The following is a 26,019-nucleotide window of genomic DNA, read 5'->3' as shown; positions in this document are numbered from 1 at the left end:
CCTCCGGCATCGTCGCCCTCGTCACGCCCGCACTCGTGCAGGCGTTCAAGAAGCACGTCCCCGCCGACTACGTGGGACTGACCAGCCTCGGCGTGAGCATCCTGCTCGGCGTCATCGCCATCGCCGCCACCATTGGCAAAGAGACCCTTGACGGTACAGCATGCCGCTTTGCTACTGCCTGAGCCACACGTACAAAGGGTCGGCATCCGTTCCATTTACGTTGATTGTGGCGAACGTGGGGAATTCCACCCCATAGGACAATCGGCAGATGGCACTGATTTCTTCCGAGGACTCAGGCGCCTGATTCGCAAACTGGTCGCAGGGAAATCCCAATACGTCGCAGCCCCGTCCATGATATGCCCGCTGCAAGGCTTCCGGTCCTTCGAGCCGTGGAGTGAAGCCGCAGTGCGCGGCAATGGTCACCACCAACAGCACCTCTCCCCGGTAATCGGCAAGGCTTTTCCTAATCGCCATCGACAGTGGTGACAGTGAAGTCATGAATGGTTGCCAAGGCGCTCCTTCCGGCGTTTGCTCGAACACCACATCACTCTTTTCAGCCCGGTCACGTCACCGGCCCCAGCAACATGAATTACTGCGATTCCCAAGGCGTCCGGGACGAAACGATGGATAATGAGGAGCAATAACAAGCAGGTGGAACTTCATCGACCGGAAGGTGAGTGCCATGGCCAATTATGAACGAATCAGGCAGTTCGCGGAGTTGCATCCCGATCAGGCCCGAATCATAGCGCATGAGACCGCGATCGTCGACTTGGAGTCCGGCGCGAGAGTGTTCGACATCACCAGGGCGGCGGCCACCTACATCGTCGAAGCCAAGGAGGGCGTGTTCGCCGTCGTCGCTTCCGCCACGGGACACCTGAAGTGGCGTCAGCTCGGCCGCGCCTTGGGATTGCACCAGATTCATCTGGCATCACCGGAACTTGTCAAGGAGCGCACGGGTTACGACGTCGGCATGGTCGGACCGCTGTTCCTGGACGGCGTGCGCATGTTCTTCGACAGCAGACTTCTGGAGCACGGCACGGTGTACTGCGGCACGGAGGATGCGCATCACACGCTCGCCATCACGCCAACACTCATCGTCGACAGCAACGACATCGCCGGCTACTTCGACAGCGACGCATACCTGAAGTAGACAACCGCATTGCGCAACTCATCGACAGTCAAATGTCGGCATCGGCATGGAACCCGGGACATGACCCGAGATTCTCTGGTATGCTTGGAATCACAATGCTCCGCAACGTCAGCGGCCATCTGCATGCGGTATCGCAGAAACCCGCGGAAAGCAGGAATCATGGCATCAGACGCTCACGGAAGTCCCGAATCATCATACGACTTTTACGGCACCGATCGGCAACCCGTCCGCAGCACCGGAAACGGCCAAAGTTTCTGGAGTAGATGGTCGTGGGCCTTCTTCTGCGGATTATTCACCCTCGTTGGAGCGATCCTGCTGGTGCCGAGCGCCGGATCCCTGATCAACGAAATAACCTTGCGAGGAGACTGCACCGAATTCACCGACGGCACGGTAATCCAGATGATCCTCAATCCGGCCGATCCGTCCGATGATGATTCCTCGGACACCTGGACGCCGGTGTTCCGGTATGCAACAGCCGAAGGGACCTACGAGCAGAAATACTCGGTGGCGTCATCCCCTCCGCAGTACGAGGTGGGAGAGGCCGTAACGATCCTGTATGATCCGGCCGACCCGAATCGGTACGTGGTGAAGGGCGACTCTTCTCCGCTGATTCTGTACGGCATAATGACGATCATGTGTCTCGCATTCACGGCCGTACTGCCCGTAGCGATAGCGTTACACCGGTGATTCGCCAGCCGCCGGGGTGATGCAGACGAAAAGTTGGCTGGAGATCCGTACGCCGGGTGGGTTTGCCGTGTCGTACAGTCGTTGTCATGCCGTGAATCGCCGCCTTCGCGCATAGCTGCGACTTGTCCGATCTGTCCGATATTGCCGGAATGTCCGATGATAGGTAGACTGGAGATGAGACTTATCGGAAATGAGGCGGCTATGACCACGTTCGAGGCGATTCCCATCTCCCAGATCGGCAAGGGTTCCGCGTACATCACCACAGGCGATGGCAAGGCATATCCGCTGGATGCCGACGAGCTTCGACGCGCGTTCGACGCCATCGTGCATGCCGAACCGCAGGGGATGATCACCACAGGCGAGGCCGCGCAGATCCTCGGCGTCTCCGCGAAGACCGTCGCCCGCATCCTCGACTCCGGCGAGATACCGTTCGTGCGCTACGGGGACAAAGGCAATCGCATGGTTTCGCGCGCCAAGGTCATCTCCTATCGGGACCGGTCGGAATCACGCGGGCGCGAGGCCCTCGAGGACATGCGCGAAGCGGCCGACAAAGGCGGTCTGGACGATATCGACTACAAGGCCTATCTGGCACGCTTCAGCTGAATCGGGGACAGTTGCATGGTTGTCGCCTTCCTTGATGCGAACATCTTCCCGCACACCTGACTGACCGACGTACTGCTCACGTTCGCCGACCACCATCTGTTCGATCCGGAATTCTCCGTCGACGTGCTCGAAGAGGCCCGTCGCGCATTCATCGATGATCTGGGCAAGAATCCTGCGTGGGTGGAAGGCTACCTTACGGCCATCCGCAACATCAGACCGTACTATCTCGTCTCATCGGGCATGATCCCAATAGTCCGCACCCCAGCACAAGCCATCCGTAGAGCGCCATGTACGCGGCAGCGGTCATAATAGTGGTGCGGGAGCGGACAGAACACCACTTAACGATGCACAGCTGGCAGTATTGCGATGGATCGGCAACGGTTGCCCGGAAGGTGTGTATAAGCACGACGACTCCCGAAGATATGAGTCAAAAACAACGCCGGTCAAAACGCCATGAGATCGGCATCTCATGCATAACACCCGAAGAAATACAAACGACCGGACAAGAGCCGACCACAGCATCGGCACACAACGACGATGTATCGTCATCGCAAGGCAACAAGACCGGCAACGCCATGCAGGTCGTCCAGATTCCTTCCCAGATCCGCCGGCCGCATCCCGCCATACGGGAACTGATGAATCATAGGAAACGACTGGACGTTCCGTCCGATCAATGCCAGCGCGCATTGCTCATACTGCACGCACTGGTCCGGGAATCCCTTCGCCGCGGATGGACGGTGACCGCCAATCCGTCAACGTATGAGACGGATCAGTGGACAGGTCGCAGACGAAGCATCTTCCCCGGCCCCGATCTTTTTACGATCGACGCAGGCGATGCCCCCATTACCGTGCGCGTGAGCATGAAGACGAAGCGGGTGAAGCACGTTCCCAGCGAGGAGGAACGCAAGGAAAGCGAACGATGGCATTGGCCGCGCTATCCCGCCTACGACTATGTCACCACGGACATCATGAGAGTTGAAATCCGCAAAAGCCCCTATGAACGTTTCCTTATCGAGGACACGGCTACCGTGAAGCTGGAAAGCAAACTGCGAAACATGCTCGGCAAAATCCAGCTGGTATCCGACAGGGCCCGGGAACTTGCCGAAAGACGAAAGCGGGAGGAGGCCGAGCGGCTGGAACAAGCCCGCCGGATGGAAGAACTGCGGCGGAAGGCGGCCCAATACGAGCGATGGGTTGGCACGCTTGACCGGCTTCGCACCGATATTGTGCGTCACAAGGAGTACGAGAAGACGGTGGCGCTGCTGCGCAGGGTCGTCACGGACAGGGGTGCCGACGCGCCCCATGCCGACCTGCTCGCAGACTATCTGCAATGGGCAGAGACCTATCTGCGGGATTCCGATCCCTTCCGCCGCATTCCCCTTCCTCCGGAAGGCATTCCAGAGATGAGTTACGACGAATGGGTCAGCTGGAAGATGCTCTGACGGGGATTGCGAGCCCGAATCCGCCCCAAAGGCACAGATGGCACGCCCGGAAAACGGGATGATGGCACTTGCGCCTAGGCCGTTCTGTCTGTCATTCCGCTTCTTCAGCTACTTCGGCCGACATACTGTCCGGTGAAGATGCGCCGACACACCCCGGCCGGTGGAACATCGCACCGGCCGGAATCGTGGACGCAGCCGGACCTTTGCGTTACTTCGCAGCGCCGGAGTCGCCCGCACCGGTGACGATCACGTCGCCGGTCACGTCGCCGCAGGTCACGGTGACCAGAGAGCCCGTCGCCGGCTTGAGCGTGACGGCGCTGAGCAGCTGGCAGCCTTCCGGTGCCTTCGTCTCGCCGTCGCTGTACTTGCCCTCGACCTTCAGGTTGGTGAGGTCGTTGATCGCGGTGCCCGGATCGGTGGGGCCGTCGTACGTGACCGTAATGGACTGCAGCGCCGGCTCCGCCGCCGCGGCCGACTCGGAGGACTGCTGGCTCGCAGCCGGCGCGGATCCGCATGCGCACAGGGTCAGAAGAGCGGCCGTTCCTGCCATCACGGTGATGATTTTCTTCACTGTATTCCTTTCCTTCGGAATCGATTCCTCTGTTTCATCATGGCCGGCTCCGCCGCGGAATCGGGCGCAGCCGGGCCCGGACCATCATACGGACCGCCGTCGCATGGCACGCCGATCGACGCACCCAACCAACTCCCGTGCAGTACCGCACCTCTGCCGCCGCTCTCACGCACCGTCCTATCCGGCCGCCTTCGCATCCGCGGGTTGGTATCATACGGTAGTCGCCGCGCGGCAATCATGCGCGACGAACCAGCGCAGGCGCAGGCAACAGGCGCACGATCTAAGGAGCCACAGCATGACGGATGCCGGAACGACCGACGGCAACAGCGCAGGCGAGCGCACCGGCCTCGAGAGGCGCATGGAATCCCGCCATCTGACGATGATCTCCCTCGGCGGCGTGATCGGCACCGGCCTGTTCGTCTCCTCCGGCTACACCATCCACCAGGCCGGACCGCTCGGCGCGATCCTCGCCTACACGGTCGGCTCCCTGCTCGTCTACTGCGTGATGGTCTCGCTCGGGGAACTGTCCGTGGCCATGCCGTACGCCGGCAGCTTCCACCTGTACGCCAAACGGTTCATCGGCCCCGGCACCGCATTCGTGATCGCCGTCCTCTACTGGCTCAACTGGGCCGTGGCGCTCGCCAGCGAATTCACCGCGGCGGGACTGCTGATGCAGCGCTGGTTCCCGTCCTCGCCGGCGTGGGCATGGTCGGCCGTGTTCATTGCGGCGGTGTTCGCGCTCAACATCCTTTCCGTGCGACTCTACGGCGAGGCGGAGTTCTGGTTCGCCTCGATCAAGGTGTTCGCCATCGTCGTGTTCATCGTGATCGGCTTGCTCGCAATCTTCGGCGCGATTCCGATCGCCGGGTACACGCACGCGCCGCTGTTCGGCAACTTCACTGCCGACGGCTGGTTCCCCAACGAGTTCGCACCGGTCTTCTCCACGCTCCTGACCGTGGTGTTCGCGTTCTCCGGCACCGAAGTGGTGGCCGTGGCGGCCGGGGAGACGAAGGATCCGTCCACGGCGATTCCGAAGGCCGTGCACACCACCGTGCTGCGTCTGGCCGTGTTCTTCATCGGGTCGATCCTCGTGATGGCCGCGCTCATCCCCTGGCATGCGGCGGGCGTGGAGACCAGTCCGTTCGTGCTGGTCTTCCAGTCGATCGGCATGCCGTTCGCAGGCGACGTGATGAACTTCGTAGTCCTCACGGCGGTGCTTTCCGCCGCGAACTCCGGACTGTACGTGTGCTCGCGCATGGTGTGGTCGCTCGCCAGGGAACGGCTCATTCCGGCGAGGTTTGCGCAGACGAACTTCCATGGCGTGCCCGTGTGGGCGGTGCTGTTCTCCATGGCCGGCTCTCTGCTGGCGCTGCTGTCTTCCGTGGTGGCCGCGTCCACCGTGTATCTGGTACTGGTGGCGGTGTCCGGACTGGCCACGCTGGTGGTGTGGCTTTCCGTGTGTGTGTGCCACATCCGGTTCCGCCGCGAATGGGCGGCGGCGGGGCACGGCCTCAACGAGCTGGGATACCGTGCGCCGGGCTTCCCCGTGCTGCCGTGGGCGGCGATCGTGATGTGCGTGGGCGCACTGGCGCTGGTGGCGCTGGACGAGACGCAACGCTCCACCCTGTACTGCATGGTGCCGTTCGTGGCGCTGTGCTACGGCGCATACCGCCTGCTGGAGCGGCGCCGGGACCGCTGACGCCCTTCCCCGCACCACGCAGCATGCGCGCGATACTGTGGCCGGCTGCGGCCCGAACATCCGTTTCCCTGCGGGGTTGCCGTTGCGGCCGTATGATGGGCGTGACGCGGCCGCGAGCAACGGCGGAATTGAGGAGGAACGCGATGATCATCGACGAGCATATAGACGGAGGGACGCCGTTCGACTGGGGACGCACATCGTCCGACTACGCGAAATACCGGGACATCTACCCGCCGGAGTTCTACCGGATGATCCTCGACCGCGGCCTGTGCCGGGATGGGCAGCGCGTGCTGGATCTGGCCACCGGCACCGGCGTGCTGCCGCGCAACATGGCACGGTACGGGGCATCGTGGGTTGGCGTGGACATCTCCGAGTCGCAGATCGAGCAGGCGCGCCGGCTCTCCGCGGAGCTGCCCTCGAAGCTGCCCTCGAAGCTGCCCGGGCGGGGCATCGAATACCGGGTGTCCGCCGCGGAGAACGTCGACTTTCCGGACCTCTCGTTCGACGTGGTCACCGCATGCCAATGCTTCTGGTACTTCGACCATGAGACCCTGTGCCGCAAGCTGCACCGTCTGCTCAAACCGGACGGCCGTCTGCTCGTGATGGTCATGGAATGGCTGCCGTTTGACGATGCCATCGCCGGTGCCAGCGAGCGGCTCGTACTCGAATACAGTCCGCATTGGAGCGGTGCCGGCGAGCGCATGCACCCGATCGCCATTCCGGACTGCTACGCGGCGGCCGGGTTCGAGCTCGTCCATCACGAGGAACGCCTGATGAAGGTGCCGTTCACCAGGGAAAGCTGGAACGGTCGGATGAAGGCGTGCCGGGGCATCGGCGCATCGCTTTCGCCGGAGCGGGTGGCCGCATGGGAAAAGGAGCACATGGCCATGCTCGAACGCATCGCCCCGCCCCGATTCGAGGTGCTGCACTATGCGGCCTTGGCCGAACTGCGTAGGGGCTGACTGGGAGGACGGCTGCGGCAGGCGGCTCGGCACGGTTTGACGCGGCTCGGCACTGCTCGGCACTGACCGTGTGCAGCTCGGCACAACGCGGTACTGCTCGGCGCTACGCTACTCGGAACTGCACTGCGCACTCGGCATGGCACTGGCCGTGACGCGGCACACACAACACGACCCGCGCCAAAATACGGGCTGCGCGGACCGAAATCTGCAATTCACAGCATGATCGGGCCGTTTTTCGCCCGATTTGCGACCCGATAGCGCTGCGAATCGTCGATTTCGGCCCGCACAGCCCGTAATTTACATTCCCCATTCCCGCAGGTGGGCGCAGATAGGCGTGCGCGGGAGCAGATGAGCGCGGGCGGGGGCAGGGGACGCGGGGCGAGCCACATGGACAGGCAAGCCGAGCGCGGACGGGCGAGCCATGCGGGAACGGACAGGCGCGGGTGGGACAGGTAGGTGAGCGCGGATGGGTGAGCCATGCGCGTGTGAGGACAGGTGAGCCGCGCGAGCCGCGCGAAGCGGGGGTGCGTGCGAGCGCCGCCAGTCAGGCGGGTGGGCGCATAATGGGAGTGCAATACGCGCCGGAAATACGGCATAAGGCGCGGCAACAATTACGGCACAAGGAGGAACCATGGCCATCGAGAACGCCAAGGTGCTGATCATCGTGAACAACTGGGGCATCGAGGAAACCGAGCTGACGCGTCCGCTGCGCGACCTCAAGGCCGCGGGCGCGCAGGTGACGCTCGCCGCCACCACGCTCGACCCGTGCGAAACCGTGCAGCATGACCGTTACGAAGGTGAAACGCTGACGCCGGATGCGCTGCTGGCGGACGTGCAGGCGGCCGACTACGACCTGCTCGTGATCCCCGGCGGCACCTGCAACGTGGACCGCATCCGCGTGAATCAGGACGCCATCGAACTCGCGCAGGAATTCGCGCACGAGAGCAAGCCGATCGCCGCGATCTGCCACGGCGCCTGGCTGCTGGTGAACGCGGACCTCATCGCCGGCAAGACCGCCTCGCCGTGCCGGTACATCGCCGCCGACATCGAGAATGCGGGCGGCCATTACGTGGATAGCCAGCTCACGGTGGACGATGCGAACGGCTGGAAGCTCATCACCTCGCGCAAGCCCGACGACCTCGATTACTTCGTGGGTGCCATCAAGGAGGCGCTGGCCTGAGCCAGACCAGCAGCTACGCCACGAACCGCAGGTAGGTGCGGTCGTCGAAGGATTCCAGATCCGGCGTAAAGCCCTTGGTGCTGCGGTATTCATGGCCGGTCAGCGCCGGGTCCTCGCGGTGCAGGCGGGCGAGCTCGGCCTCCGACTCGGCCAGTGTGGGCCTGAGCAGCGGGTAGCCGTCGGAGGCGAGCACCACCTCGTCGCCGGGAGCTACGGGCACCGCCGTCACCGGCCATTCATAGTCGGTGAAGCCGTCGAACACGAAGTAGCCCCACTCGCCGCGGCGGTTGGCGAACCGGGACTGCAGACGCAGGAACGGCATGATCATCGCACGGGCCGGGTCGCCGCCGGCCGCCGCAAGCGTCCCGGCATCGATCTGCGGATCGGGTTCCCCCGCCTCGCGCTGCAACGCCAGTCCGCGCGCGGCAAAGGCGCGCACCTCCCCCAGCAGATCATCCACGTGCTTGACGGTCGGTGTCGCCACGCCGTTGACCAGAATCTGGCAGTCACCGAACAGCCATGCCTCGCCGTGGGCCGCGCTGTACACCACGGCGTTGGCCTGCATGCGTTCGAGCGGTTCGGCGACGAACACGTCATAGCCGAGCTCATGCTCACGGTACGCCGTGCGGAAGCGCTCGTCCACGGCACGCTGAACGCTACGCATGGAGGCATCAGCCGGTACGTCCTGCAGCGCGGCGAGCGCAAGGTCCTTGGCGACCACGCCGCCGGTGGGCTGCCACGGCCTACGCACGCTCTTGCTGGTCACCCCGTCCACGACGGCGGCGAACCCGTCTCGCTCGCGTACCAGCATGCCGTCCTCGTTGAGTGACTGGTCGGCGTGCTTGCCGCGCCGGAAGGTCTCGATGATGCGCATGGTTCATGCCTTTCTATGGCAACGGTGTATGGCGGTAACGGCGTCCACAGACGTCTGAAACTCAGAAGTCCTTGGGGCGTTCGGGCTTCTCCGCGCTCATGAGCAGCATGAGGCTACGCGGCTGCGCGGTGATGGCGAACCCGGCCTCGTACCGCAGCTCCGGCCCGTCCGGGTTATACGTGTCCACCACGAGCTTCCACTTCTTGCCGTAGCGTTCGCCGGGCAGCGTGAACACGATGGGCTCGTAATAGGCATTGAAGATGAGCAGGAAGTTGTTGTCGATCATCGACGTGCCGAACCAGTCCTTCTCCGGGATGTCCTGACCGTTAAGGTAGACCATCACGGTCAGGGCGTGGGTGTTGTCCCAGTCGGTGCGGTCCATGATCGATCCGGTGTGGTCGAACCATTCGACCTGCGGCACAATGTCGGACGTGTCTCCCGCCTTGCGCCCGGTGAAGAAGCGACGGCGGTGCAGCACGGGGTGCTTGAGACGCAGGTGGATGAGCTTCTGCGTGAACTCCCACATCTGCGACTGCTCGGGGCCCATCTCCCAGTTCGTCCAGGAGATCTCGTTGTCCTGGCAGTAGGCGTTGTTGTTGCCCTGCTGGGTGCGGCGGATCTCGTCGCCGCCGCAGATCATGGGGATGCCCTGACTCAGGAGCAACGTGGCCATGAAGTTGCGGCACTGGCGGGCGCGCAGTTCGGTCACATCGTGGATCTTGGTGGGACCTTCCACGCCGCAGTTCCATGAACGGTTGTGGCTTTCGCCGTCCCGGTTGCCCTCGCCGTTGGCCTCGTTGTGCTTGTCGTTGTAGCTCACCAGATCGTTGAGGGTGAAGCCGTCGTGCGCGGTGATGAAGTTCACCGAGGCGACCGGGCGGCGGCCGTTGACCTGATAGAGGTCGGAACTGCCGAGCAGTCGGCTGGCGAACTCGGGCAGCGTGGACGGCTGCGAGCGCCAGAAGTCGCGCACGCAGTCGCGGTAGCGGCCGTTCCATTCGGACCAGCTCGACGGGAAACCACCCACCTGGTAGCCGCCGGAACCGAGGTCCCACGGTTCGGCGATGAGCTTGACGCGGCTGATGACCGGGTCCTGCTCGACGATGTCGAAGAACGCGGACAGCTTGTCCACCTCCTGGAACTGGCGGGCCAGCGTGGCGGCCAGATCGAAGCGGAAGCCGTCCACGTGCATTTCGGTGACCCAGTAGCGCAGCGAGTCGGTGATGAGCTGCAGGGCGCGCGGCGAGCGCATGAGCAGCGAGTTGCCGGTGCCGGTGGTGTCGAAGTAGTGACGGGGGCTGTTGTCCACCAGACGGTAGTAGTTCTGGTTGTCGATGCCCTTGAAGCTCAGCGTGGGGCCCATGTGGTTGCCTTCGGCGGTGTGGTTGTACACCACGTCGAGGATGACCTCCATGCCGGCCTGATGGTAGGCCTTGACCATGGACTTGAACTCGTTGACCTGCTCGCCGTGCTCGCCGGAGCCGGAGTAGCCGTTGTGCGGGGCGAAGAAGCCGATGGTGTTGTAGCCCCAGTAGTTGTTGAGGCCCTTCTCCTGCAGGAACGAGTCGTTGACGAACTGGTGGATGGGCATGAGCTCGATGGCGGTGACGCCCAGCTTCTTGAGGTATTCGATGACGGTCGGGTACGCGAGGCCGGCGTAGGTGCCGCGGATCTCCGGGGGCACGCGGTCGTTGAGGTTCGTCATGCCGCGCACGTGGGCCTCGTAGATCACGGAATCGTGGTAAGGGATGCGCGGATGCTGGTCGTTGCCCCAGTCGAAGTAGGGGTTGATGACTGCGGACTTCATGGTGTGGGCGGCGGAGTCGAGGTCGTTCATCGCATGGGCGTCGCCGGGACTCTTGAACCAGTACGAGAACAGGCTTTCATCGCCGTCTGCCATGCCGGCGATGGCCTTGGCATACGGGTCGAGCAGCAGCTTGCTCGGATTGCACCTAAGGCCGCGGTCCGGATCGTACGGGCCGTAGACGCGGTAGCCGTACAGCTGGCCCGGCTGGAGGCCCGGCACGTAGTTGTGCCATACGTAGGAGTTCTGTTCCGTCATTTGGATGCGGCGCTCGTTGCTGCCGTCGTCGTCGAAGAGGCACAGCTCAACCTTCTCGGCCACCTGGGAGAAGAGAGCGAAATTCACGCCGGCGCCATCGTAGTTGGAACCGAGCGGATACATCGATCCTGGTCTGATCTGCATATCTTCAGTATCTCACCGCTTTCCGCCAAAGTCGGCGTATTCGGTGAACAATCGCTGAATCACGAAACATCAAACGATGGACTCCACCATTCCCCCGACGAGTCCGCCGCCGTTGCTACGCCTTGCGCCTGAGCGCCTCGTGCAGAAGGGCGATCTGGGAGTTGGAGGACGTCACGCCCACGGCGAACAGACGATCGAATGGCACCCACGCGGACTCCACATGCTCGTCCGCATCGAAGTGCCGCGGCACGGCATGCCAGGCGTCGAGGTGGACGACCATGATGTTGGCGAGTTCGTCGCTCATGCCTTCGGACGAGTAGAACGCGCCCACGTGGTCGATGCGCAGGGAGCCTTCGCCGTCCGGCGCCACGCCGGTCTCCTCCGCCAGCTCGCGCAGCGCGGCCTGCTCCACGTCCTCCCCCGGGTCAATGAGCCCGGCCGGCAGCCCGTAGGCGTAGCGGTCCGAGCCGGCGCGGTATTCGCGCTCCATGAGGTAGAGGTCGCGCGGCACGTCGTGCACGAGCATGACCACGCACGGCCGGTGGCGGGTGACCTGCCGCCGGATGGGCGTGACGCCCCCGTCGTGGCGGTGCAGGTCGATGCGCATGTCGTCCACGTCGAAGACCACGCCGCGCCACACCGTCTCGTGCGAGACGATCGTGGCCGGCCGGTTCATGTCCACGCCGTCGGACGTCTTCTCCAATGCTCCATCGACCGGGGAACCGCCGATCGGGGTGCCTTCGCGTTCAGTCATGGATGGTCGCCTCCCACGGGTCGGTGTTGCGCTCGATGCGTTCGATCGCCACCGTCTCGCCCGTGTCGGCCAAGACGGCTGCGGGAATGTCCTCCAATGCATAGGTGAACCACAGGGATTCGATGGCCGAATGCGGCGTGTTGATGAACGCCGGACGGATGCGCGCGTCCTCGCCGGGGCCGCCGGAGCCGAGCCGGATGCCGTGCGCCCGCATGCGCGCCTCGTAGCGGGCCTGTTCGACGGCATCGGTGACCGGATGGTGCCTCAGGTCGCTGGTCACGTACACATCGGCGCCGCTGGCGCGCACCTCGTCGAACATGGAGTCGCCGGATCCCGGCAGCAACGCCACGCGGCGCACAGGGGCCTCGATGTCGCCGCACACCTGTACGCCGAGTTCGGTGTGGGGCAGCGTACGGGCCACGCGGCGGGCGAAGTCGATGAGCCGCATCGGCTCCGGCAGCTCGCCCACGCGTCCCAGACCCACCGCGTGTTCCGTGGACGGGTCGGCGATGGGGACGAGCGGACGGTGGCCGGCGGCGAGGCCGAACAGGTCGGCGGCGGCCCAGGCCACGCCCCGGTAGGCGGAATCGGCGTTGGTGTGGCCCACCCACAGCGCGCAGCCGTGCCCTACGAGCCGGTTGACGATATCCCCGCGGAAGCCAAGGCCGCTGATGCGGTGGACCGCGCGGAAGAACAGCGGATGGTGACAGACGAGCAGGTCCGCACCGCGCTCGATGGCCTCGTCGACCACTGCGGACGTGGGGTCCACCGCGCAGCAGATGCGCGTGACAGGTCTCTCGAGCGCGCCTACGACGAGCCCGGGCTCGTCCCACTGTTCGGCATAGCGCAGCGGGTAGAGCCGCTCCAGCACGTCCACGACCTGTTTGAGATTCGGCATCGCACGTCCTTTCCCTTGCCCGGATCTTGCCCGGTATCGATCTAGTGCGCGGCGAGCTGCCAGTCCGAGCCGATGCCGGTGGACACGTCCAGCGGCACGGCGAGCGAGACGGCGTGCTCCATGGCGTCTCGCACCAGACCGGTCACCCGTTCGGCCTCGCCGTGGGCCACCTCGACCACGAGTTCGTCGTGGATCTGCAGGATGATCCGGCTGCGCACGCCGGCCTCGCGCAGCGCATCGTCCGCGCGGATCATGGCGATCTTCATGATGTCCGCCGCGGAACCCTGGATGGGCGCGTTGAGCGCACCGCGTTCGGCGGCGTCGCGCACATTACGGTTCGGGGACTTGAGCCCCGGGAAGTAGCGGCGGCGGCCGAACATCGTTTCGGTGTAGCCGTCGCGCCGGGCCTGTGCAACCAGCGATTCCAGATAGTCGTGCACCTTGCCGAACGTGGCGAAGTACTTCTCCTTGAGCACGTCCGCAGCGGCGGGACTGATCCGCAGCTGCTGGGCCAGCCCGTAGGTGCTCAGTCCGTAGGCCAGTCCGTAGCTCATGGCCTTGACGTGGCTGCGCTGGTCGGCGGTGATCTCGTCGATAGGCAGCTGGTAGACGAGGCTGGCCACGTAGCGGTGGAAGTCCATGCCGGAGCGGAACGCCTCGATGAGCGCCTCGTCGCCGGACAGGTCGGCCATGATGCGCAGCTCCACCTGCGAATAGTCGCAGCTCAGCAACGACTCGTAGCCCTCCCCCGGCACGAACGCGGAACGGATCTCGCGTCCGGCCGCGTTGCGGTTCGGGATGTTCTGCAGGTTCGGGTCCGTGGAGCTCAAACGGCCGGTGGCGGCGACGGTCTGCTCGAACGTGGTGTGGATGCGCATATCGTCCGGGTTCACCGTGTCGATGAGCGTGGCGGCGATCTGCTTGAGCTTGTTGGTCTCCCGGTGGCGCAGCAGGGCGCCCAGGAAGTTGTTGGCCCGCTCGTTGTCCACGGACTTGGCGTACAGGCTCTGCAACGTGGCCGCGTTGGTGGTGTAGGAACCGCTCTTGGTGCGGCGCAGGGGCTTCAGGCCCATGTCCTCGAAGAGCACCTGCTGCAGCTGCTTGGGGCTTTGCAGGTTCACGCGCGTGCCGGCGGCGTCCCATGCGATTTCCTGCGCCTGGCGTGCGTCTGCGGCGAACGTGTCGCGCATGGAGGTCAGGCGGTTCAGGTCCACGGCCGCTCCCACGGATTCCATGCGCTGGAGCACGCGGGAGATCGGCAGCTCGATGCCGGCGAGCAGGCGGTACTGCCCGCGTTCGTCGATCACCGGCGCCAGATGCACGGCGAGCCGGCGGATGAGGTCGATCCGGTGCAGCTCGGCGGCGATTGCGGCGGCGTCACCGTCCTTGGCGGTGTCCTCGGCATCCGGCGCGTCGAGGGTGCCGGAGTCGATGTCCAGCTCGCCCTGCGAGGCCTGTTCCTCCCCGTCCTCCTGGGCGTGGATGTCAAGGAAATGCTCGGCGGCCTGATCGATCGTTTCCGAATGGAAATCGGGGTGGACCAGATAGCCGGCGAGACGGACGTCGAACAGCGGGGCGGGAAGATCGTCGAGACCGATGCCGCACGCGGCGAGCATGTGGCGCTGCTCCTTGTACCCGTAGGTCACCGCGGATGCCATATGGTCCGCAACGAAGTCGCGAACCGCCGCCGCCAGAGCATGGTCCGCGTCCAGCGCGGCACGGCTCGCAAGCGCAGCATGGCCGTCCGTGGCCACGATCGCCACGCCGGTGCAGGTCGCGCGCCCGGGCTTGGCAGAACCTTCGGCATGCAGCAGCCATGCGCGGGATACCGCCTCGGTGCAGGGACCGTCCTGTGGAATGGGAGCGCCGGGAGCTGCGCCCGCGCCATCGGCGGCAAGCCCGTGTGCTACGAGCCAGGCCGTCAGGGCCGCGGCGCCGGAGACATCATCCGCAACGAGTTCGGGCAGCGCAGGAGCGTCGTCCGCCGCGGAAGCGGCAGGGCCGGCAACTACGGGCTCGCCGTTGGAGAAGACCTTGAGTACGCGGCTGCGGGTGCGCGAACCGAATTCCAGATCGGCGAACACGGCATCGAGCGCGGCGGAATCGATCTTGCCGAACGTGAGATCCGTGACTTCCACGCCGAGATCGAGGTCGGTCACCAGCGCATTCACACGACGGTTGAGCAGCACCTGATCGATGTTGGCACGCAGGGCCTCACCCTTCTTGCCGCCTATCTCATCGGCATGCTCGATCACGCCGTCCAGAGAACCGAACTGGTTGATCCACTTGGCCGCGAACCCGTCGCCCACGCCGGGCACACCGGGAATGTTGTCTGCGGTCTCGCCGCGCAGGGCCGCCAGATCCGGGTATCGCTCGGGGCTGACATGGTACTTCTCCTCCACGGCCTCGGGCGTCATGTGCTTGAGATCCTTGAAATGATGCCCGGGATAGAGCACGGTGACGTTGCGGTCGATGAGCTGGAAGGCGTCGCGGTCGCCGGAGAGCACCAGCGTACGGTAACCGGCGCCATCCCCCATGCGGGCGAGCGTACCGATCACGTCATCACCCTCGTAACCGGGCTTCTCGATGTACGTGACACCAAGCGCCGTAAGCATGCGCTGAATGAGCGGCAGCTGGGTGAGCAGTTCCTCCGGCGCGGCTTCGCGCGTGCCCTTGTACTGCGGCAGGAGCTCGTTGCGGAAGGTGCCGCCCTTGACGTCGAACGCCACCGCCAGATGCGTGGGATGCTCGGATTCGATCACCTGCGCCAGCATGGTGGCGAAACCCCACACGGCGTTGGTGGCCTGACCGGAGGATGTGGAGAAATTCTCCACGGGCATGGCAAAAAAGGCGCGGAACGCCAGCGAATGGCCGTCTACGACCAGCAGCGTTCCGCGCTCGGCCTGTACCGAGGCCATGGACTCAGCGATCGCCCTCGACCTGCGCGATGACGGCGTCCGCCACCTCCTGCATGGTCAGGCGACGGTCCATGGAGGTCTTCTGGATCCAGCGGAATGCCTCGGATTCGGTCAGGCCCATGTTCTCCATGAGCAGACCCTTGGCGCGGTCCACGCGCTTGCGGGCCTCGAAGCGGGCCTTCATGTCCGTGACCTCGTCCTTCAGGGCATTGATCTGGTCGAAGCGGGAAATGGCCACCTCGAGGGCGGGCAGCAGCTTCTCCGGCACGAACGGCTTGACGACGTACGCCATGGCACCGGCGTCCGCGGCCTTCTCCACCAGATTGCGCTGCGAGAACGCGGTGAGCATGACAACCGGGGCGATGTCCGCGATCTCGGTGGCGGCGGTGATGCCGTCCTTGCCGGGCATCTTGACATCCATGACCACCACGTCCGGCTTGAGGTCCCGGGTGAGCTCCACGGCTTCGTCGCCGTTGGCCGCCTGACCCACCACGTCATAGCCGGAATCGTTCAGGGCCTCGACGATGTCCATGCGAATCAGTGCCTCGTCCTCGGCCACTACGACCTTGCGACGGGTGGAATCATCCTCATAGTTCATATCGTCTGCCACAACAGCCCCTTTCCTATGTCGCCGGGGCCCACAGGCGGCGCGTACGTCCCTGTTCGCCCGGAGCGGACCTAACAACGTGCCCTCGGTGGGACTCGAACCCACACTGCGCAGATTTTGAGGCTGCTTCCTCTACCAATTGGGATACGAGGGCCTTTTCGGTGCTCCAAGAGAATGTACCATATTCGTCCGACCGTCGCGTGCACGACACGGCGGGCATCTTCGGAATTACAATGGAGGGAAAGCCAACCAAAGGAGTTCCTCATGGCAGACAAAACCTTCCGCCCCTTCGATCCGTGGCGTCCGTCCCCCGTTCGTGAGGTGACGCGCGACCAGATCGTGGAGACGCACTACTTCAACGTGGACCACGTGGCCTTCGAATCCTCGCAGGTCGGCGCATTCGAGCGTTACTTCATCCACGAGAACAACGGGGACACCGTCGCCATCCTTGCCATCACCGACGACGGCAGAATCCCGCTCATCGAGCAGTACCGCATCGCCAACCACCGCTGGACCCTCGAACTGCCGGCGGGCCACGCCAACACCCCGAGCGAACGCCCGCTGGACGTGGCGATCCGCAAGCTGCGTGAGGAAGCCGGTTTCGAGGCCAAGCACTACGCGCAGTTCTCCCGCTTCTTCAACACGCCGGGCTATTCCACGCAGCACACGTGCCTGTTCTATGCCTCCGGCCTGACCCCGGTGGCCAGCGAGGAAAGCATCGGCCCGGAAAGCCCGCGCTTCAACGTGCGCATGTTCCCGCTGGAGGATGCCTACCAGATGGTGCTCAACGGCACGATCTGCGACGCGAAGTCGATGATTGCCATCCTGCGCGCCCACGCGGGTCAGGACACTCTCGGCGGCGAGGCGTGACCCCGTCCGCCCGAAGACGGCGGCAGACGGCGGCAGACGGCGGTAAATGATGCACCCGCAATGTGCGTCATACGCCGACATCATACGCCGCAACGCAGAGAGGCTCCCCTCACATGGAATCCGTGAGGGGAGCCTCTCGCTATGTGCGACTCGGCGTTTGCCGGGCTGTTCGGCCCGGGACTACGCCGCTACGCTCACTCGGCGGTGCCGACGGTGTGCACGTAGATGGAGTCGGTGCGGCCGGGCTCGTGATCGCCCTGGGCGGAGCTCAGAACCACGATCTTGTCGCCGTCCTCGACCTTGCCGGCCTTCTTGAGGTTGGCGTCGGTGAAGGCCATGAGATCCTTGCGGGACATGTCGTGGTAGTCCTCGTCCAGCAGGAAGGCCTCGGTGCCCCAGCTCAGAGCCAGCCAGTGGAAGGTGTGCTCGTTGTTGGTCAGGGCGTAGATCGGGGTGGCCGGACGCTCGCGGGACACGCGGTGCACGGTGTTGCCGGTCTGGGTGTAGGCCACGATCGCCTTGGCGTTGAGCTTCTCGGCCAGATCCACGGCGGCGGAGGACACAGCGCCGGTGGCGGACATGTCCAGGTTCTTCAGCTCCGGGATGCGCTCGAAGCCGTGCTCGGTGGCGAAGTTGGAGATGCGGGCCATGGTGGCGACGGTGACGGCCGGGTACTCGCCGACGGCGGTCTCGTTGGAGGTCATGGTTGCGTCGGCGCCGTCAAGCACGGCGTTGGCGCAGTCGGAGGCCTCGGCGCGGGACGGCACCGGGGAGTGAACCATGGAGCCGAGCACCTCAGTGGCCACGATCACGGGCTTGGCGTACTTGCGGGACAGCTCGATGATGCGCTTGGTGGCCAGCGGGACCTCTTCCAGCGGGCACTCGACGGCCATGTCGCCACGGGCGGCCATGATGCCGTCGAAGGTCTTGACGATGTCCTCGAGGTTGGCGAGGGCCTGCGGCTTCTCGATCTTGGCGACGATCGGGATGCGACGGCCTTCCTCGTCCATGATCTCGTGGGCGCGGTCGATGTCGGTGGCGAAACGCACGAAGGACATGGCGATGATGTCGGCGCCGGTACGGATGGCCCAGCGCAGATCGGCCTCGTCCTTCTCGGTCAGGGCGGGCAGGCTCACGGCCACGCCGGGCAGGTTGATGCCCTTGTGGGAGGAGACCGGGCCGGCCACGACGACCTTGGTGTGCACGTTGTTGCCCTCGACCTTGGTGACCTCGAGGCGGACCTTGCCGTCGTCGATCAGGATCGGGTCGCCCGGATGGCAGTCGCCCGGCAGGCCCTTGAAGGTAGTGGAGGTGATGTGCTCGTCACCCTCGATGTCGTCGGTGGTGATGACGAACTCCTGGCCCTCGGTGAGCTGGACCTTGTCCTCGCCCTCGGCGTTCTTCTTGAACCAGCCGCAGCGAATCTTCGGGCCCTGCAGATCGACCAGCACGGCCACGTTGCGGCCGGCGGCCTTAGCGGCCTGACGCACGTTGTTGTACACCTTGAGGTGATCCTCCGGGGTGCCGTGCGAACGGTTCAGACGAGCAACGTCCATACCGGCCTGAACGAGCTTGGTAATGCCCTCGAGCGATTCGGTAGCGGGACCGATGGTATCTACGATCTTGGCTTTGCGCATGAATGCCTGCCTATTCCTGTAGTTGGTGGTAACGGGGTTTTTCCAAACCCTCTCAATTGCCAAGGGACAGTCTACTAGTTTTCGGGGACGTGGTCGAGATTGAGGCGGCACGCGTGTTGTGAGCGCTCACATGCTGGACGTTCCGAACGGCCCGAGGCCCCGTCGCCCCCGCAAAGGGAGCGTCGTACAACGCGTCAGGGGCGTCCCCCCAAGGAAGGAACGCCCCTGACGCGATGCCCCGGAACGGGTCGCGCACCCCGACGGCCACCGCCGCCACGCCGCGCGTCAAACCATGTACGCGGGTCTACTTGGCCGTGACCTCCGTCTTGCCGTCACCCGAAGTTTCCATGGATTTCATCTTCAGGACGGATGCGAGCGCAGCCGCGCCGATCGACACGACGATCACCGCCAGCGACAGCCACGTGGGGATCTCCGGCACCCACGAGACGGGCCGGCCGCCGTTGATGAACGGCAGCGAATTGCCGTGCAGCGCCTCCATGATGAGCTTGACGCCGATGAAGCCCAGCACCACGGCAAGACCCATCGGCAGGTAGACGAGCTTGTCGAGCAGGGCGCCGAGCAGGAAGTACAGCTGCTGCAGGCCCAGCAGGGCGAACACGTTGGAGGTGAACACGAGGAACGGATCCTTCGTCAGACCGAAGATGGCGGGGATGGAATCGAATGCGAACATCACGTCCGTGGTGCCGATCGCCAGGAACACGATGAGCATCGGCGTCCAGTACTTCACGCCGTCCTTGGTGGTCCTGAGCTTCTCGCCGTCGTAGTCGTCGGAGATCTTCACCACTTTGCGCAGCGCACGGATCACGCCGTTCTCGTGGTATTCCTCGTCGCCGTCGTCACCCTTGACCAGTCCGATGGCCGTGTAGATCAGGAACGCGCCGAACAGGAAGAACACCCACGTGAACCGTTCGATGATCGCCGCGCCCACGAGGATGAAGCAGCCGCGCAGGACCAGCGCCACGGTGATGCCCACGGACAGCACGTACTTCTGGTAGACCTTCGGCACGGCGAAGTTGGACATGATGATGACGAACACGAACAGGTTGTCGATGCTCAGGGAGTACTCGGTGAGCCACCCGGAATAGAACTCGATGGCCGGCTTGGAACCGGCGAAGGCCCAGATGCAGGCGCCGAAGATCAGCGCCATGACCACGAAGAACGCGATGTGCCGCACGCATTCCTTGGTCGACGGAATATGCGGACGCCTGCCGATGATGAGCAGATCGACCACGAAGAATATGCCCAGCACCACGAAGGTGCCGATTTCAAACGCAAGAGGGGTTTCAGCCATACGGACCAGCATAGGGAAGGGCGCTGACGCCCACATTGCGAGACCGTTTCCGTGCCGGTCACTCCTGCGCCTTGGTCATCTGGCGCAGCTCCTTCTTCAGGTCGCGGATCTCGTCGCGCAGACGGGCCGCCAGCTCGAACTGGAGCTGCTCGGCGGCGGTGTGCATCTGCTCGCTCAGCTGTCGGATCAGATCGGCGAGGTCCTGCGCGGGCAGGCCGGCCTTGAGGATCTCCTCGTGGCGCTTCTGCGCTTCGGCGGCGTTGGCCGCAGGCACGCCCAGATGCGTGTTGCCCGCCTTGCCGGCGTTGCGGTACCCGCCCGCAAGCAGGGTCTGGGTGTCCACGTCCTCCTTGGCGAGCATGTCGTTGACGTCGCTGATCTTCTTGATGAGCGGCTTGGGGTCGATGTGGTGCTCCTTGTTGTACGCGATCTGCCTGGCGCGCCGGCGCTCGGTCTCGTCGATGGCCTTGTGCATGGCGTCGGTCACCTCGTCCGCGTACATGATCACCGTGCCGGACACGTTGCGTGCCGCACGGCCGATGGTTTGGATGAGCGAACGGTACGAGCGCAGGAAACCCTCCTTGTCCGCGTCGAGGATGGCTACGAGCGAAACCTCGGGAAGATCCAGACCCTCGCGCAGCAGGTTGATGCCCACGATCACGTCGATCTTGCCTTCCCTCAGCTCGCGCAGCAGCTCCACGCGCCGCAGCGTGTCCACGTCGGAATGCAGGTACTCCACCTTCACGTCCCGCTCGATCAGGTAGGCCGTCAGGTCCTCGGCCATCTTCTTGGTGAGCGTGGTGACCAGGGCGCGCTCGTTGCGGGCCACGCGGTCCTTGATCTCCGCCAGCAGGTCGTCGATCTGCCCCTCGACCGGGCGGACCTCCACCTTCGGGTCCAGCAGGCCGGTCGGGCGGATGATCTGCTCGACCACCCCGTCGGACAGGCCCAGCTCGTAGTCGCCGGGGGTGGCGGACAGGTACACGGTCTGGCCCACGCGCTCCAGGAACTCCGGCCATTTGAGCGGGCGGTTGTCCATCGCGGACGGCAGGCGGAACCCGTGCTCCACGAGCGTGCGCTTGCGGGAAGCGTCGCCCTCGTACATGGCGCCGATCTGCGGGACGGTCACATGCGACTCATCGATGACGAGCAGGAAATCATCCGGGAAGAAATCCAACAGCGTGTGCGGCGGCGTGCCGGGCGCACGACCGTCGAAATGCCGTGAATAGTTCTCCACGCCCGAGCACACGCCCACCTGCGTGAGCATTTCCAGATCGTACGTGGTGCGCATGGTGAGGCGCTGCGCCTCGAGCTCCTTGCCCTGCTTGCGCAGTTCCGCCGTGCGCTGGTCGAGCTCTTCACGGATGGTCTTCAGGGCCCGCTCCATGCGTTCGGGACCGGCCACGTAATGCGATGCCGGGAAGATGTGCACCTGGCTTTCGTGCGCGATCTCGTCGCCGGTGAGCGGGTGCAGCGTGGAGATGCGGTCTATCTCGTCGCCGAAGAACTCGATGCGCACGGCAAGCTCCTCGTACACGGGAATGATCTCCACCGTGTCACCCCTCACACGGAACGTGCCGCGCGTGAAGGCGATGTCGTTGCGCTTGTACTGCATGTCCACGAACTTGCGCAGCAACTGGTCGCGGTCGATCTGCTGGCCCTCGCGCAACAGGAGCATGCGCCCGGCGTACTCCTCCGGGGTGCCCAGGCCGTAGATGCAGGAGACGGTGGCCACCACCACGCAGTCGCGCCGGGTGAGCAGGTTCGCGGTGGCGGCGTGGCGCAGACGCTCCACGTCGTCGTTGATGTTGGAATCCTTCTCGATGTACGTGTCCGTCTGGGGAATGTAGGCTTCCGGCTGGTAGTAGTCGTAGTAGCTCACGAAGTAGCTCACGGCGTTGTCCGGCATGAGCTCGCGGAACTCGGCGCACAGCTGGGCCGCCAGCGTCTTGTTCGGCTCGATGATGAGCGTGGGCCGCTGCAGCCGTTCGATGAGCCACGCGGTGGTGGCGGTCTTGCCGGTGCCGGTGGCGCCCATGAGCACCGCGTCGTTCTCGCCGTTCTCGATGCGCGTGGCCAGCTCCTCGATGGCCTGCGGCTGGTCGCCCGACGGCTTGTACGGCGACTTGACGACGAATGGCCTGTTCGTCCGCTCGATGTTGAATCCCATCATGCCTCCCCGCGGTGTCCGCATTCCTCGCATTCGGCCATCCAGCCGGCGTACAGCCTATCAACCTGCGCAAACATCTGTTCGAGAGGCTGCGTGGAGTCGATCACCGCGTCGGCGATCTTCCTGCGTTCCTCCGGCGTGGACTGGTGGCGGATGCGGTCCTCCGCCTGCTCACGCGTCATGCCGCGGGTCTGTTCCATGCGTGCGATGCGCGTCTCCTCCGGCGCCTCGACGGTGACCACATGGTCGAACCCGAACGGCATGGATTCGATCACCTCGGCCAGCAGCGGGATATCGTGCACCACCACGAGCGTCCGATCTCCCTCGCCGCCGCGCCGCTCCGCGGCCATGACGGCGTTGACCTCCTGCCAGCGCGCCTCGTCGTAGATCAGCGGATGCTCGATCGCGTCCAGCCGCTCGCGCGCATCCGTCGCCGCTTCGGCTCCGAACACATGCTCGGCCATCCACGCGCGGTTGAGCGAACCGTCGGGTCCCAGCGCATCGGAGCCGAACTCGCGCGCGATCGCCGACAGCGCCGCTCCCCCGGGCGCCGTGATCTCGTGAGCGATCGCATCATAGTCGATGCGCACCGCACCGAGGGCCTTCAACCGCGCCGCCACCGTACTCTTGCCCGCGGCGATCCCGCCCGTGAGCCCCACTCGAATCATCATGACGCCCATTGTGCCACGGTCCGACGCCGCAGCGTGGCAAACCTTCGGGCATATTTCCGGCCGGAAGGTTGGGATTCCGGCCGTCGCCCGAGCATGGAAAAGGGCCCGTCCACACGGAATCAACCATGCGGAACGGGCCCTTGCAGCCGTTAACGTCAGCCGTTAACTACCAACTCAGCGAGCGGGAAGGCTCACTTGTTCTGGCCGAGCAGCTGGTCGCGCAGGGCGGCGAGCTGGTCGGAGTCGGCGAGGGTGCCGGTGGAAGTGTTCTCGGAGGAGTAGTTGGACACCTCTTCGACCTTCTCTTCCTTCGGAGCCTGGCCATCCTCCGCGGCGGAGGCGGCGGCGTTCTCGAGCTCCTTGGCCACGAACGCCTTGTGCTGCTCCCACAGGTCGTGGGCGGCCGCGTACTGGGACTCCCACTCCTCGCGCTGCTTCTCGAAGCCGGGGATCCACTCGTTGGTCTGCGGATCGAAGCCTTCGGGGTACTTGTAGTTGCCCTGCTCGTCGTACTCGGCCGGCATGCCGTAGATGGCCGGATCGAAGTCCTCGGAAGCCGGGTCGACGGAGTCGTTGGCCTGCTTGAGGGACAGGGAGATGCGGCGACGATCGAGATCGACGTCGATCACCTTGACGAACACCTCTTCGCCCGGCTTGACCACGGTCTCCGGGTTCTCGACGTGACGGTTGGCGAGCTCGGAGATGTGCACCAGGCCCTCGATGCCGTCCTCGACGGAGATGAACACGCCGAACTGCACGATCTTGGTGACCTTGCCCTTGACGATCTGGCCGGGGACGTGGGTGCGGGCGAAGCGCTGCCACGGATCCTCCTGGGTGGCCTTGAGCGACAGGGAGATGCGCTCGCGGTCCAGATCGACGTCCAGCACCTCGACGGTGACCTTGTCGCCGACCTTGACGACCTCGGACGGGTGGTCGATGTGCTTCCAGGACAGCTCGGAGACGTGAATGAGGCCGTCCACGCCGCCAAGGTCGACGAACGCGCCGAAGTTGACGATGGAGGACACGACGCCCTCGCGGATCTGGCCCTTCTTGAGCTGGGACAGGAAGGTCTCGCGCACCTCGGACTGGGTCTCCTCGAGGTACTGGCGGCGGGAGAGGACCACGTTGTTGCGGTTCTTGTCGAGCTCGAGGATCTTGGCCTTGATCTTCTGGCCGATGTACGGGGACAGGTCGCGCACGCGACGCATCTCGACCAGGGAGGCCGGCAGGAAGCCGCGCAGACCGATGTCGACGATGAGGCCGCCCTTGACGGCTTCGATGACGGTGCCCTCGACGACGCCGTCGTTCTCCTTGATCTTCTCGATCTCGCCCCAGGCGCGCTCGTACTGGGCGCGCTTCTTGGACAGGATCAGACGACCTTCCTTGTCTTCCTTGGTGACGACAAGGGCCTCGATGGTGTCGCCGACCTCGACGACCTCGTCCGGATCGACGTCCTTCTTGATGGAAAGCTCACGGGAGGGAATGACGCCCTCGGTCTTGTAGCCGATATCCAGGAGGACCTCGTCGTGATCGATCTTGACGACGGTACCCTCGACCAGATCACCATCGTCGAAGTTCTTGATGGTGGAATCGACTGCCTTGATGAAGTCCTCCTCGGTGCCGATGTCGTTGATCGCGACCTTGGTGACTTCAGTGTTGTTCTCTGCCATGTAAATGTATGGTTTCTCAATAGATGGGTGGATATTACTCGATATTCAGTTATGCCGCACGCGCGTTACGCATGCGAAGTTCAACAGTACCGGGTGGCATGTCCAAACGAACGAATGCGACACGCCCGGGATGCAACGGCGACACGCCGAGGGAACGATCCGCCGCGCCGCACAGGACGCTCAGCGTCCGCCCGCCGCAAGCCCGGCCTGACGCTCGGCGATGCCCACCACGTTGCTCAGCAGCATGGCGCGGGTCATCGGCCCCACTCCCCCCGGGTTCGGCGTGTAGGCGGACGCCACCTCGTAGCAGGCGCGGTCCACGTCGCCCTTGATGCGGTAGCGGCCGGCTTCGTCATCCCACACGCGGCTCACGCCCACGTCCACCAGCACGGCGCCCGGCTTGACGTCCTGCGGCTTGACGAACCCCGCCGACCCCATGGCGGCCACGATCACGTCCGCGCGGCGCATGTGTTCCTCGATGCCGCGGGTGCGGGTGTGGCACAGCGTGACGGTCGCGTTGACCTCGCGGCGCGTGAGCAGCAGGCCGATCGTGCGCCCCACGGTGATGCCTCGGCCCAGCACGCACACCTCCTTGCCGGCCAGTTCGATGCCGTAATGGTCCAGCAGCGTGAGCACGCCGTTGGGGGTACACGGCAGCGGCGTGGCGATCTCACCGTGCGGGTGCAGCACGAGCTCGCCCAGATTGTACGGATGCATGCCGTCCGCATCCTTGCGCGGGTCGATGAGGTCGATGATGGCGTTCCCGTTGATGCCTTCGGGCAACGGCAGCTGGACGATGTAGCCGGTGCAGGCCGGGTCCTCGTTGAGGTCGCGGACGGCGGCGGCGATGTCGTCGAAGGTCGCGTCCGCGGGCAGGTCGCGACGGATCGAGGCGATGCCCACTTCCTCGCAGTCGGCGTGCTTGCCGGCCACGTACTTGACCGATCCCGGGTCGCTGCCGACCAACAGCGTGCCGAGTCCGGGCGTTACGCCCAGCTCCTTGAGCCGATCCACGCGCCGGGCCAGATCCGCCTTGATGTGCGCCGCCGTCTGCTTGCCGTCGAGTTTCAAAGACATACCGTTTCGCTCCCATTCGCTTTGCTTGCCGTCATAGGCTATCGTGAATTACAGCCAACGG

22 protein-coding genes, 1 tRNA gene and 1 pseudogene are annotated in these 26,019 nt (G+C 64.6%); 9 read left to right on the top strand and 15 right to left on the bottom strand.

What is annotated here, in order from left to right:
- A pseudogene (locus AC1AZA_RS04245) lies at positions 1–182 on the top strand (hypothetical protein); the annotation flags it as partial.
- Here AC1AZA_RS04245 and AC1AZA_RS04240 read toward each other — a convergent pair.
- Positions 172–540 carry a hypothetical protein gene (locus AC1AZA_RS04240; protein ID WP_476513477.1) on the bottom strand — a complete coding sequence of 123 codons (369 nt, stop codon included), beginning with the start codon at positions 538–540 and terminating at the stop codon, positions 172–174. The pseudogene AC1AZA_RS04245 and the gene AC1AZA_RS04240 overlap by 11 nt on opposite strands.
- Positions 541–682: 142 nt before the next feature.
- Between AC1AZA_RS04240 and AC1AZA_RS04235 the strand changes: the two genes are divergently transcribed.
- The 4 genes from AC1AZA_RS04235 to AC1AZA_RS04220 all read left to right on the top strand — a co-directional run bounded on the left by AC1AZA_RS04235 (position 683) and on the right by AC1AZA_RS04220 (position 3,882).
- Complete coding sequence (locus tag AC1AZA_RS04235) at positions 683–1,150, top strand: aminoacyl-tRNA deacylase (RefSeq protein ID WP_476513476.1); 468 nt, start codon at positions 683–685, stop codon at positions 1,148–1,150.
- 159 nt (positions 1,151–1,309) lie between these two features.
- Positions 1,310–1,837, top strand: a complete 528-nt coding sequence (locus AC1AZA_RS04230) for a DUF3592 domain-containing protein (RefSeq protein ID WP_476513475.1) — start codon at positions 1,310–1,312, stop codon at positions 1,835–1,837.
- Between the two features lie 201 nt (positions 1,838–2,038).
- Positions 2,039–2,440, top strand: coding sequence for a helix-turn-helix domain-containing protein (locus AC1AZA_RS04225; RefSeq protein ID WP_476513474.1), 402 nt, complete (start codon positions 2,039–2,041; stop codon positions 2,438–2,440).
- Between the two features lie 422 nt (positions 2,441–2,862).
- Complete coding sequence (locus AC1AZA_RS04220) at positions 2,863–3,882, top strand: hypothetical protein (protein WP_476513473.1); 1,020 nt, start codon at positions 2,863–2,865, stop codon at positions 3,880–3,882.
- A 208-nt stretch (positions 3,883–4,090) separates the two neighbouring features.
- Here AC1AZA_RS04220 and AC1AZA_RS04215 read toward each other — a convergent pair whose 3' ends face one another.
- Positions 4,091–4,453: a hypothetical protein gene (locus tag AC1AZA_RS04215; protein ID WP_476513472.1), complete on the bottom strand. Its 363-nt coding sequence runs from the start codon at positions 4,451–4,453 to the stop codon at positions 4,091–4,093.
- Positions 4,454–4,748: 295 nt separating this feature from the next.
- On the opposite strand from AC1AZA_RS04215, the gene AC1AZA_RS04210 reads away from it, so the two are divergent.
- The 3 genes from AC1AZA_RS04210 to AC1AZA_RS04200 all read left to right on the top strand — a co-directional run bounded on the left by AC1AZA_RS04210 (position 4,749) and on the right by AC1AZA_RS04200 (position 8,294).
- Entirely contained in the window at positions 4,749–6,152 is a 1,404-nt protein-coding gene (locus tag AC1AZA_RS04210) for an amino acid permease (protein ID WP_476513471.1), read from the top strand.
- A gap of 143 nt (positions 6,153–6,295) precedes the next feature.
- The gene (locus AC1AZA_RS04205) at positions 6,296–7,114 is read left to right on the top strand and encodes a class I SAM-dependent methyltransferase (protein ID WP_476513470.1); all 819 of its coding nucleotides are present in this window, start codon (positions 6,296–6,298) and stop codon (positions 7,112–7,114) included.
- Between the two features lie 631 nt (positions 7,115–7,745).
- A complete protein-coding gene (locus AC1AZA_RS04200) occupies positions 7,746–8,294 on the top strand; it encodes a type 1 glutamine amidotransferase domain-containing protein (RefSeq protein ID WP_476513469.1) in 549 nt (182 codons plus the stop codon).
- Positions 8,295–8,307: 13 nt separating this feature from the next.
- On the opposite strand, the gene AC1AZA_RS04195 is transcribed toward AC1AZA_RS04200, so the two are convergent.
- The 7 genes from AC1AZA_RS04195 to AC1AZA_RS04165 form a co-directional block, all read right to left on the bottom strand.
- Positions 8,308–9,168: a hypothetical protein gene (locus AC1AZA_RS04195; protein WP_476513468.1), complete on the bottom strand. Its 861-nt coding sequence runs from the start codon at positions 9,166–9,168 to the stop codon at positions 8,308–8,310.
- Between the two features lie 61 nt (positions 9,169–9,229).
- The gene (gene glgX, locus AC1AZA_RS04190) at positions 9,230–11,353 is read right to left on the bottom strand and encodes a glycogen debranching protein GlgX (protein ID WP_476513510.1); all 2,124 of its coding nucleotides are present in this window, start codon (positions 11,351–11,353) and stop codon (positions 9,230–9,232) included.
- 136 nt (positions 11,354–11,489) lie between these two features.
- Entirely contained in the window at positions 11,490–12,128 is a 639-nt protein-coding gene (locus tag AC1AZA_RS04185; RefSeq protein WP_476513467.1) for an NUDIX hydrolase, read from the bottom strand.
- Positions 12,121–13,026: a Nif3-like dinuclear metal center hexameric protein gene (locus AC1AZA_RS04180; protein WP_476513466.1), complete on the bottom strand. Its 906-nt coding sequence runs from the start codon at positions 13,024–13,026 to the stop codon at positions 12,121–12,123. The genes AC1AZA_RS04185 and AC1AZA_RS04180 overlap by 8 nt, the downstream gene beginning before the upstream one ends.
- A gap of 41 nt (positions 13,027–13,067) precedes the next feature.
- Positions 13,068–15,944 (bottom strand): DNA polymerase I, encoded by a 2,877-nt coding sequence (gene polA, locus AC1AZA_RS04175; RefSeq protein WP_476513465.1) that lies wholly within the window; start codon positions 15,942–15,944, stop codon positions 13,068–13,070.
- Positions 15,945–15,948: 4 nt separating this feature from the next.
- Positions 15,949–16,542 carry an ANTAR domain-containing response regulator gene (locus AC1AZA_RS04170; RefSeq protein WP_152350036.1) on the bottom strand — a complete coding sequence of 198 codons (594 nt, stop codon included), beginning with the start codon at positions 16,540–16,542 and terminating at the stop codon, positions 15,949–15,951.
- Positions 16,543–16,631: 89 nt separating this feature from the next.
- Positions 16,632–16,705, bottom strand: a tRNA-Leu gene (locus tag AC1AZA_RS04165).
- A gap of 110 nt (positions 16,706–16,815) precedes the next feature.
- On the opposite strand from AC1AZA_RS04165, the gene AC1AZA_RS04160 reads away from it, so the two are divergent.
- A complete protein-coding gene (locus AC1AZA_RS04160) occupies positions 16,816–17,421 on the top strand; it encodes an NUDIX domain-containing protein (RefSeq protein ID WP_476513464.1) in 606 nt (201 codons plus the stop codon).
- 194 nt (positions 17,422–17,615) lie between these two features.
- On the opposite strand, the gene pyk is transcribed toward AC1AZA_RS04160, so the two are convergent.
- The 6 genes from pyk to AC1AZA_RS04130 all read right to left on the bottom strand — a co-directional run bounded on the left by pyk (position 17,616) and on the right by AC1AZA_RS04130 (position 25,958).
- Positions 17,616–19,058, bottom strand: coding sequence for a pyruvate kinase (gene pyk, locus AC1AZA_RS04155; RefSeq protein ID WP_476513463.1), 1,443 nt, complete (start codon positions 19,056–19,058; stop codon positions 17,616–17,618).
- A gap of 304 nt (positions 19,059–19,362) precedes the next feature.
- Positions 19,363–20,370, bottom strand: coding sequence for a TerC family protein (locus tag AC1AZA_RS04150; protein WP_476513462.1), 1,008 nt, complete (start codon positions 20,368–20,370; stop codon positions 19,363–19,365).
- Positions 20,371–20,428: 58 nt separating this feature from the next.
- Positions 20,429–22,540, bottom strand: a complete 2,112-nt coding sequence (gene uvrB, locus AC1AZA_RS04145) for an excinuclease ABC subunit UvrB (protein WP_476513509.1) — start codon at positions 22,538–22,540, stop codon at positions 20,429–20,431.
- Positions 22,540–23,220 (bottom strand): dephospho-CoA kinase, encoded by a 681-nt coding sequence (gene coaE / locus AC1AZA_RS04140; RefSeq protein WP_476513461.1) that lies wholly within the window; start codon positions 23,218–23,220, stop codon positions 22,540–22,542. Before coaE ends, uvrB begins: the two co-directional genes overlap by 1 nt.
- Positions 23,221–23,402: 182 nt before the next feature.
- Complete coding sequence (gene rpsA, locus AC1AZA_RS04135) at positions 23,403–24,881, bottom strand: 30S ribosomal protein S1 (RefSeq protein ID WP_476513460.1); 1,479 nt, start codon at positions 24,879–24,881, stop codon at positions 23,403–23,405.
- A 180-nt stretch (positions 24,882–25,061) separates the two neighbouring features.
- Positions 25,062–25,958 carry a bifunctional methylenetetrahydrofolate dehydrogenase/methenyltetrahydrofolate cyclohydrolase gene (locus AC1AZA_RS04130; RefSeq protein ID WP_476513459.1) on the bottom strand — a complete coding sequence of 299 codons (897 nt, stop codon included), beginning with the start codon at positions 25,956–25,958 and terminating at the stop codon, positions 25,062–25,064.
- Positions 25,959–26,019 lie beyond the last annotated feature (61 nt).

It is taken from the genome of Bifidobacterium sp. LH_389 (genome assembly GCF_056357235.1).
Note: the sequence above shows the minus strand (reverse complement) of the source record. Positions and strands in the feature narration are given on the sequence as shown.

Bases quoted from the DNA above. Each gene is read 5' to 3' on its own strand.
- AC1AZA_RS04235 (WP_476513476.1), top strand. From the start codon at position 683: ATGGCCAATTATGAACGAATCAGGCAGTTCGCGGAGTTGCATCCCGAT.
- AC1AZA_RS04230 (WP_476513475.1), top strand. From the start codon at position 1,310: ATGGCATCAGACGCTCACGGAAGTCCCGAATCATCATACGACTTTTAC.
- AC1AZA_RS04225 (WP_476513474.1), top strand. From the start codon at position 2,039: ATGACCACGTTCGAGGCGATTCCCATCTCCCAGATCGGCAAGGGTTCC.
- AC1AZA_RS04220 (WP_476513473.1), top strand. From the start codon at position 2,863: ATGAGTCAAAAACAACGCCGGTCAAAACGCCATGAGATCGGCATCTCA.
- AC1AZA_RS04210 (WP_476513471.1), top strand. From the start codon at position 4,749: ATGACGGATGCCGGAACGACCGACGGCAACAGCGCAGGCGAGCGCACC.
- AC1AZA_RS04205 (WP_476513470.1), top strand. From the start codon at position 6,296: ATGATCATCGACGAGCATATAGACGGAGGGACGCCGTTCGACTGGGGA.
- AC1AZA_RS04200 (WP_476513469.1), top strand. From the start codon at position 7,746: ATGGCCATCGAGAACGCCAAGGTGCTGATCATCGTGAACAACTGGGGC.
- AC1AZA_RS04195 (WP_476513468.1), bottom strand. From the start codon at position 9,168: ATGCGCATCATCGAGACCTTCCGGCGCGGCAAGCACGCCGACCAGTCA.
- glgX (WP_476513510.1), bottom strand. From the start codon at position 11,353: ATGTATCCGCTCGGTTCCAACTACGATGGCGCCGGCGTGAATTTCGCT.
- AC1AZA_RS04185 (WP_476513467.1), bottom strand. From the start codon at position 12,128: ATGACTGAACGCGAAGGCACCCCGATCGGCGGTTCCCCGGTCGATGGA.
- AC1AZA_RS04180 (WP_476513466.1), bottom strand. From the start codon at position 13,026: ATGCCGAATCTCAAACAGGTCGTGGACGTGCTGGAGCGGCTCTACCCG.
- polA (WP_476513465.1), bottom strand. From the start codon at position 15,944: ATGGCCTCGGTACAGGCCGAGCGCGGAACGCTGCTGGTCGTAGACGGC.
- AC1AZA_RS04170 (WP_152350036.1), bottom strand. From the start codon at position 16,542: ATGAACTATGAGGATGATTCCACCCGTCGCAAGGTCGTAGTGGCCGAG.
- AC1AZA_RS04160 (WP_476513464.1), top strand. From the start codon at position 16,816: ATGGCAGACAAAACCTTCCGCCCCTTCGATCCGTGGCGTCCGTCCCCC.
- pyk (WP_476513463.1), bottom strand. From the start codon at position 19,058: ATGCGCAAAGCCAAGATCGTAGATACCATCGGTCCCGCTACCGAATCG.
- AC1AZA_RS04150 (WP_476513462.1), bottom strand. From the start codon at position 20,370: ATGGCTGAAACCCCTCTTGCGTTTGAAATCGGCACCTTCGTGGTGCTG.
- uvrB (WP_476513509.1), bottom strand. From the start codon at position 22,540: ATGGGATTCAACATCGAGCGGACGAACAGGCCATTCGTCGTCAAGTCG.
- coaE (WP_476513461.1), bottom strand. From the start codon at position 23,220: ATGGGCGTCATGATGATTCGAGTGGGGCTCACGGGCGGGATCGCCGCG.
- rpsA (WP_476513460.1), bottom strand. From the start codon at position 24,881: ATGGCAGAGAACAACACTGAAGTCACCAAGGTCGCGATCAACGACATC.
- AC1AZA_RS04130 (WP_476513459.1), bottom strand. From the start codon at position 25,958: ATGTCTTTGAAACTCGACGGCAAGCAGACGGCGGCGCACATCAAGGCG.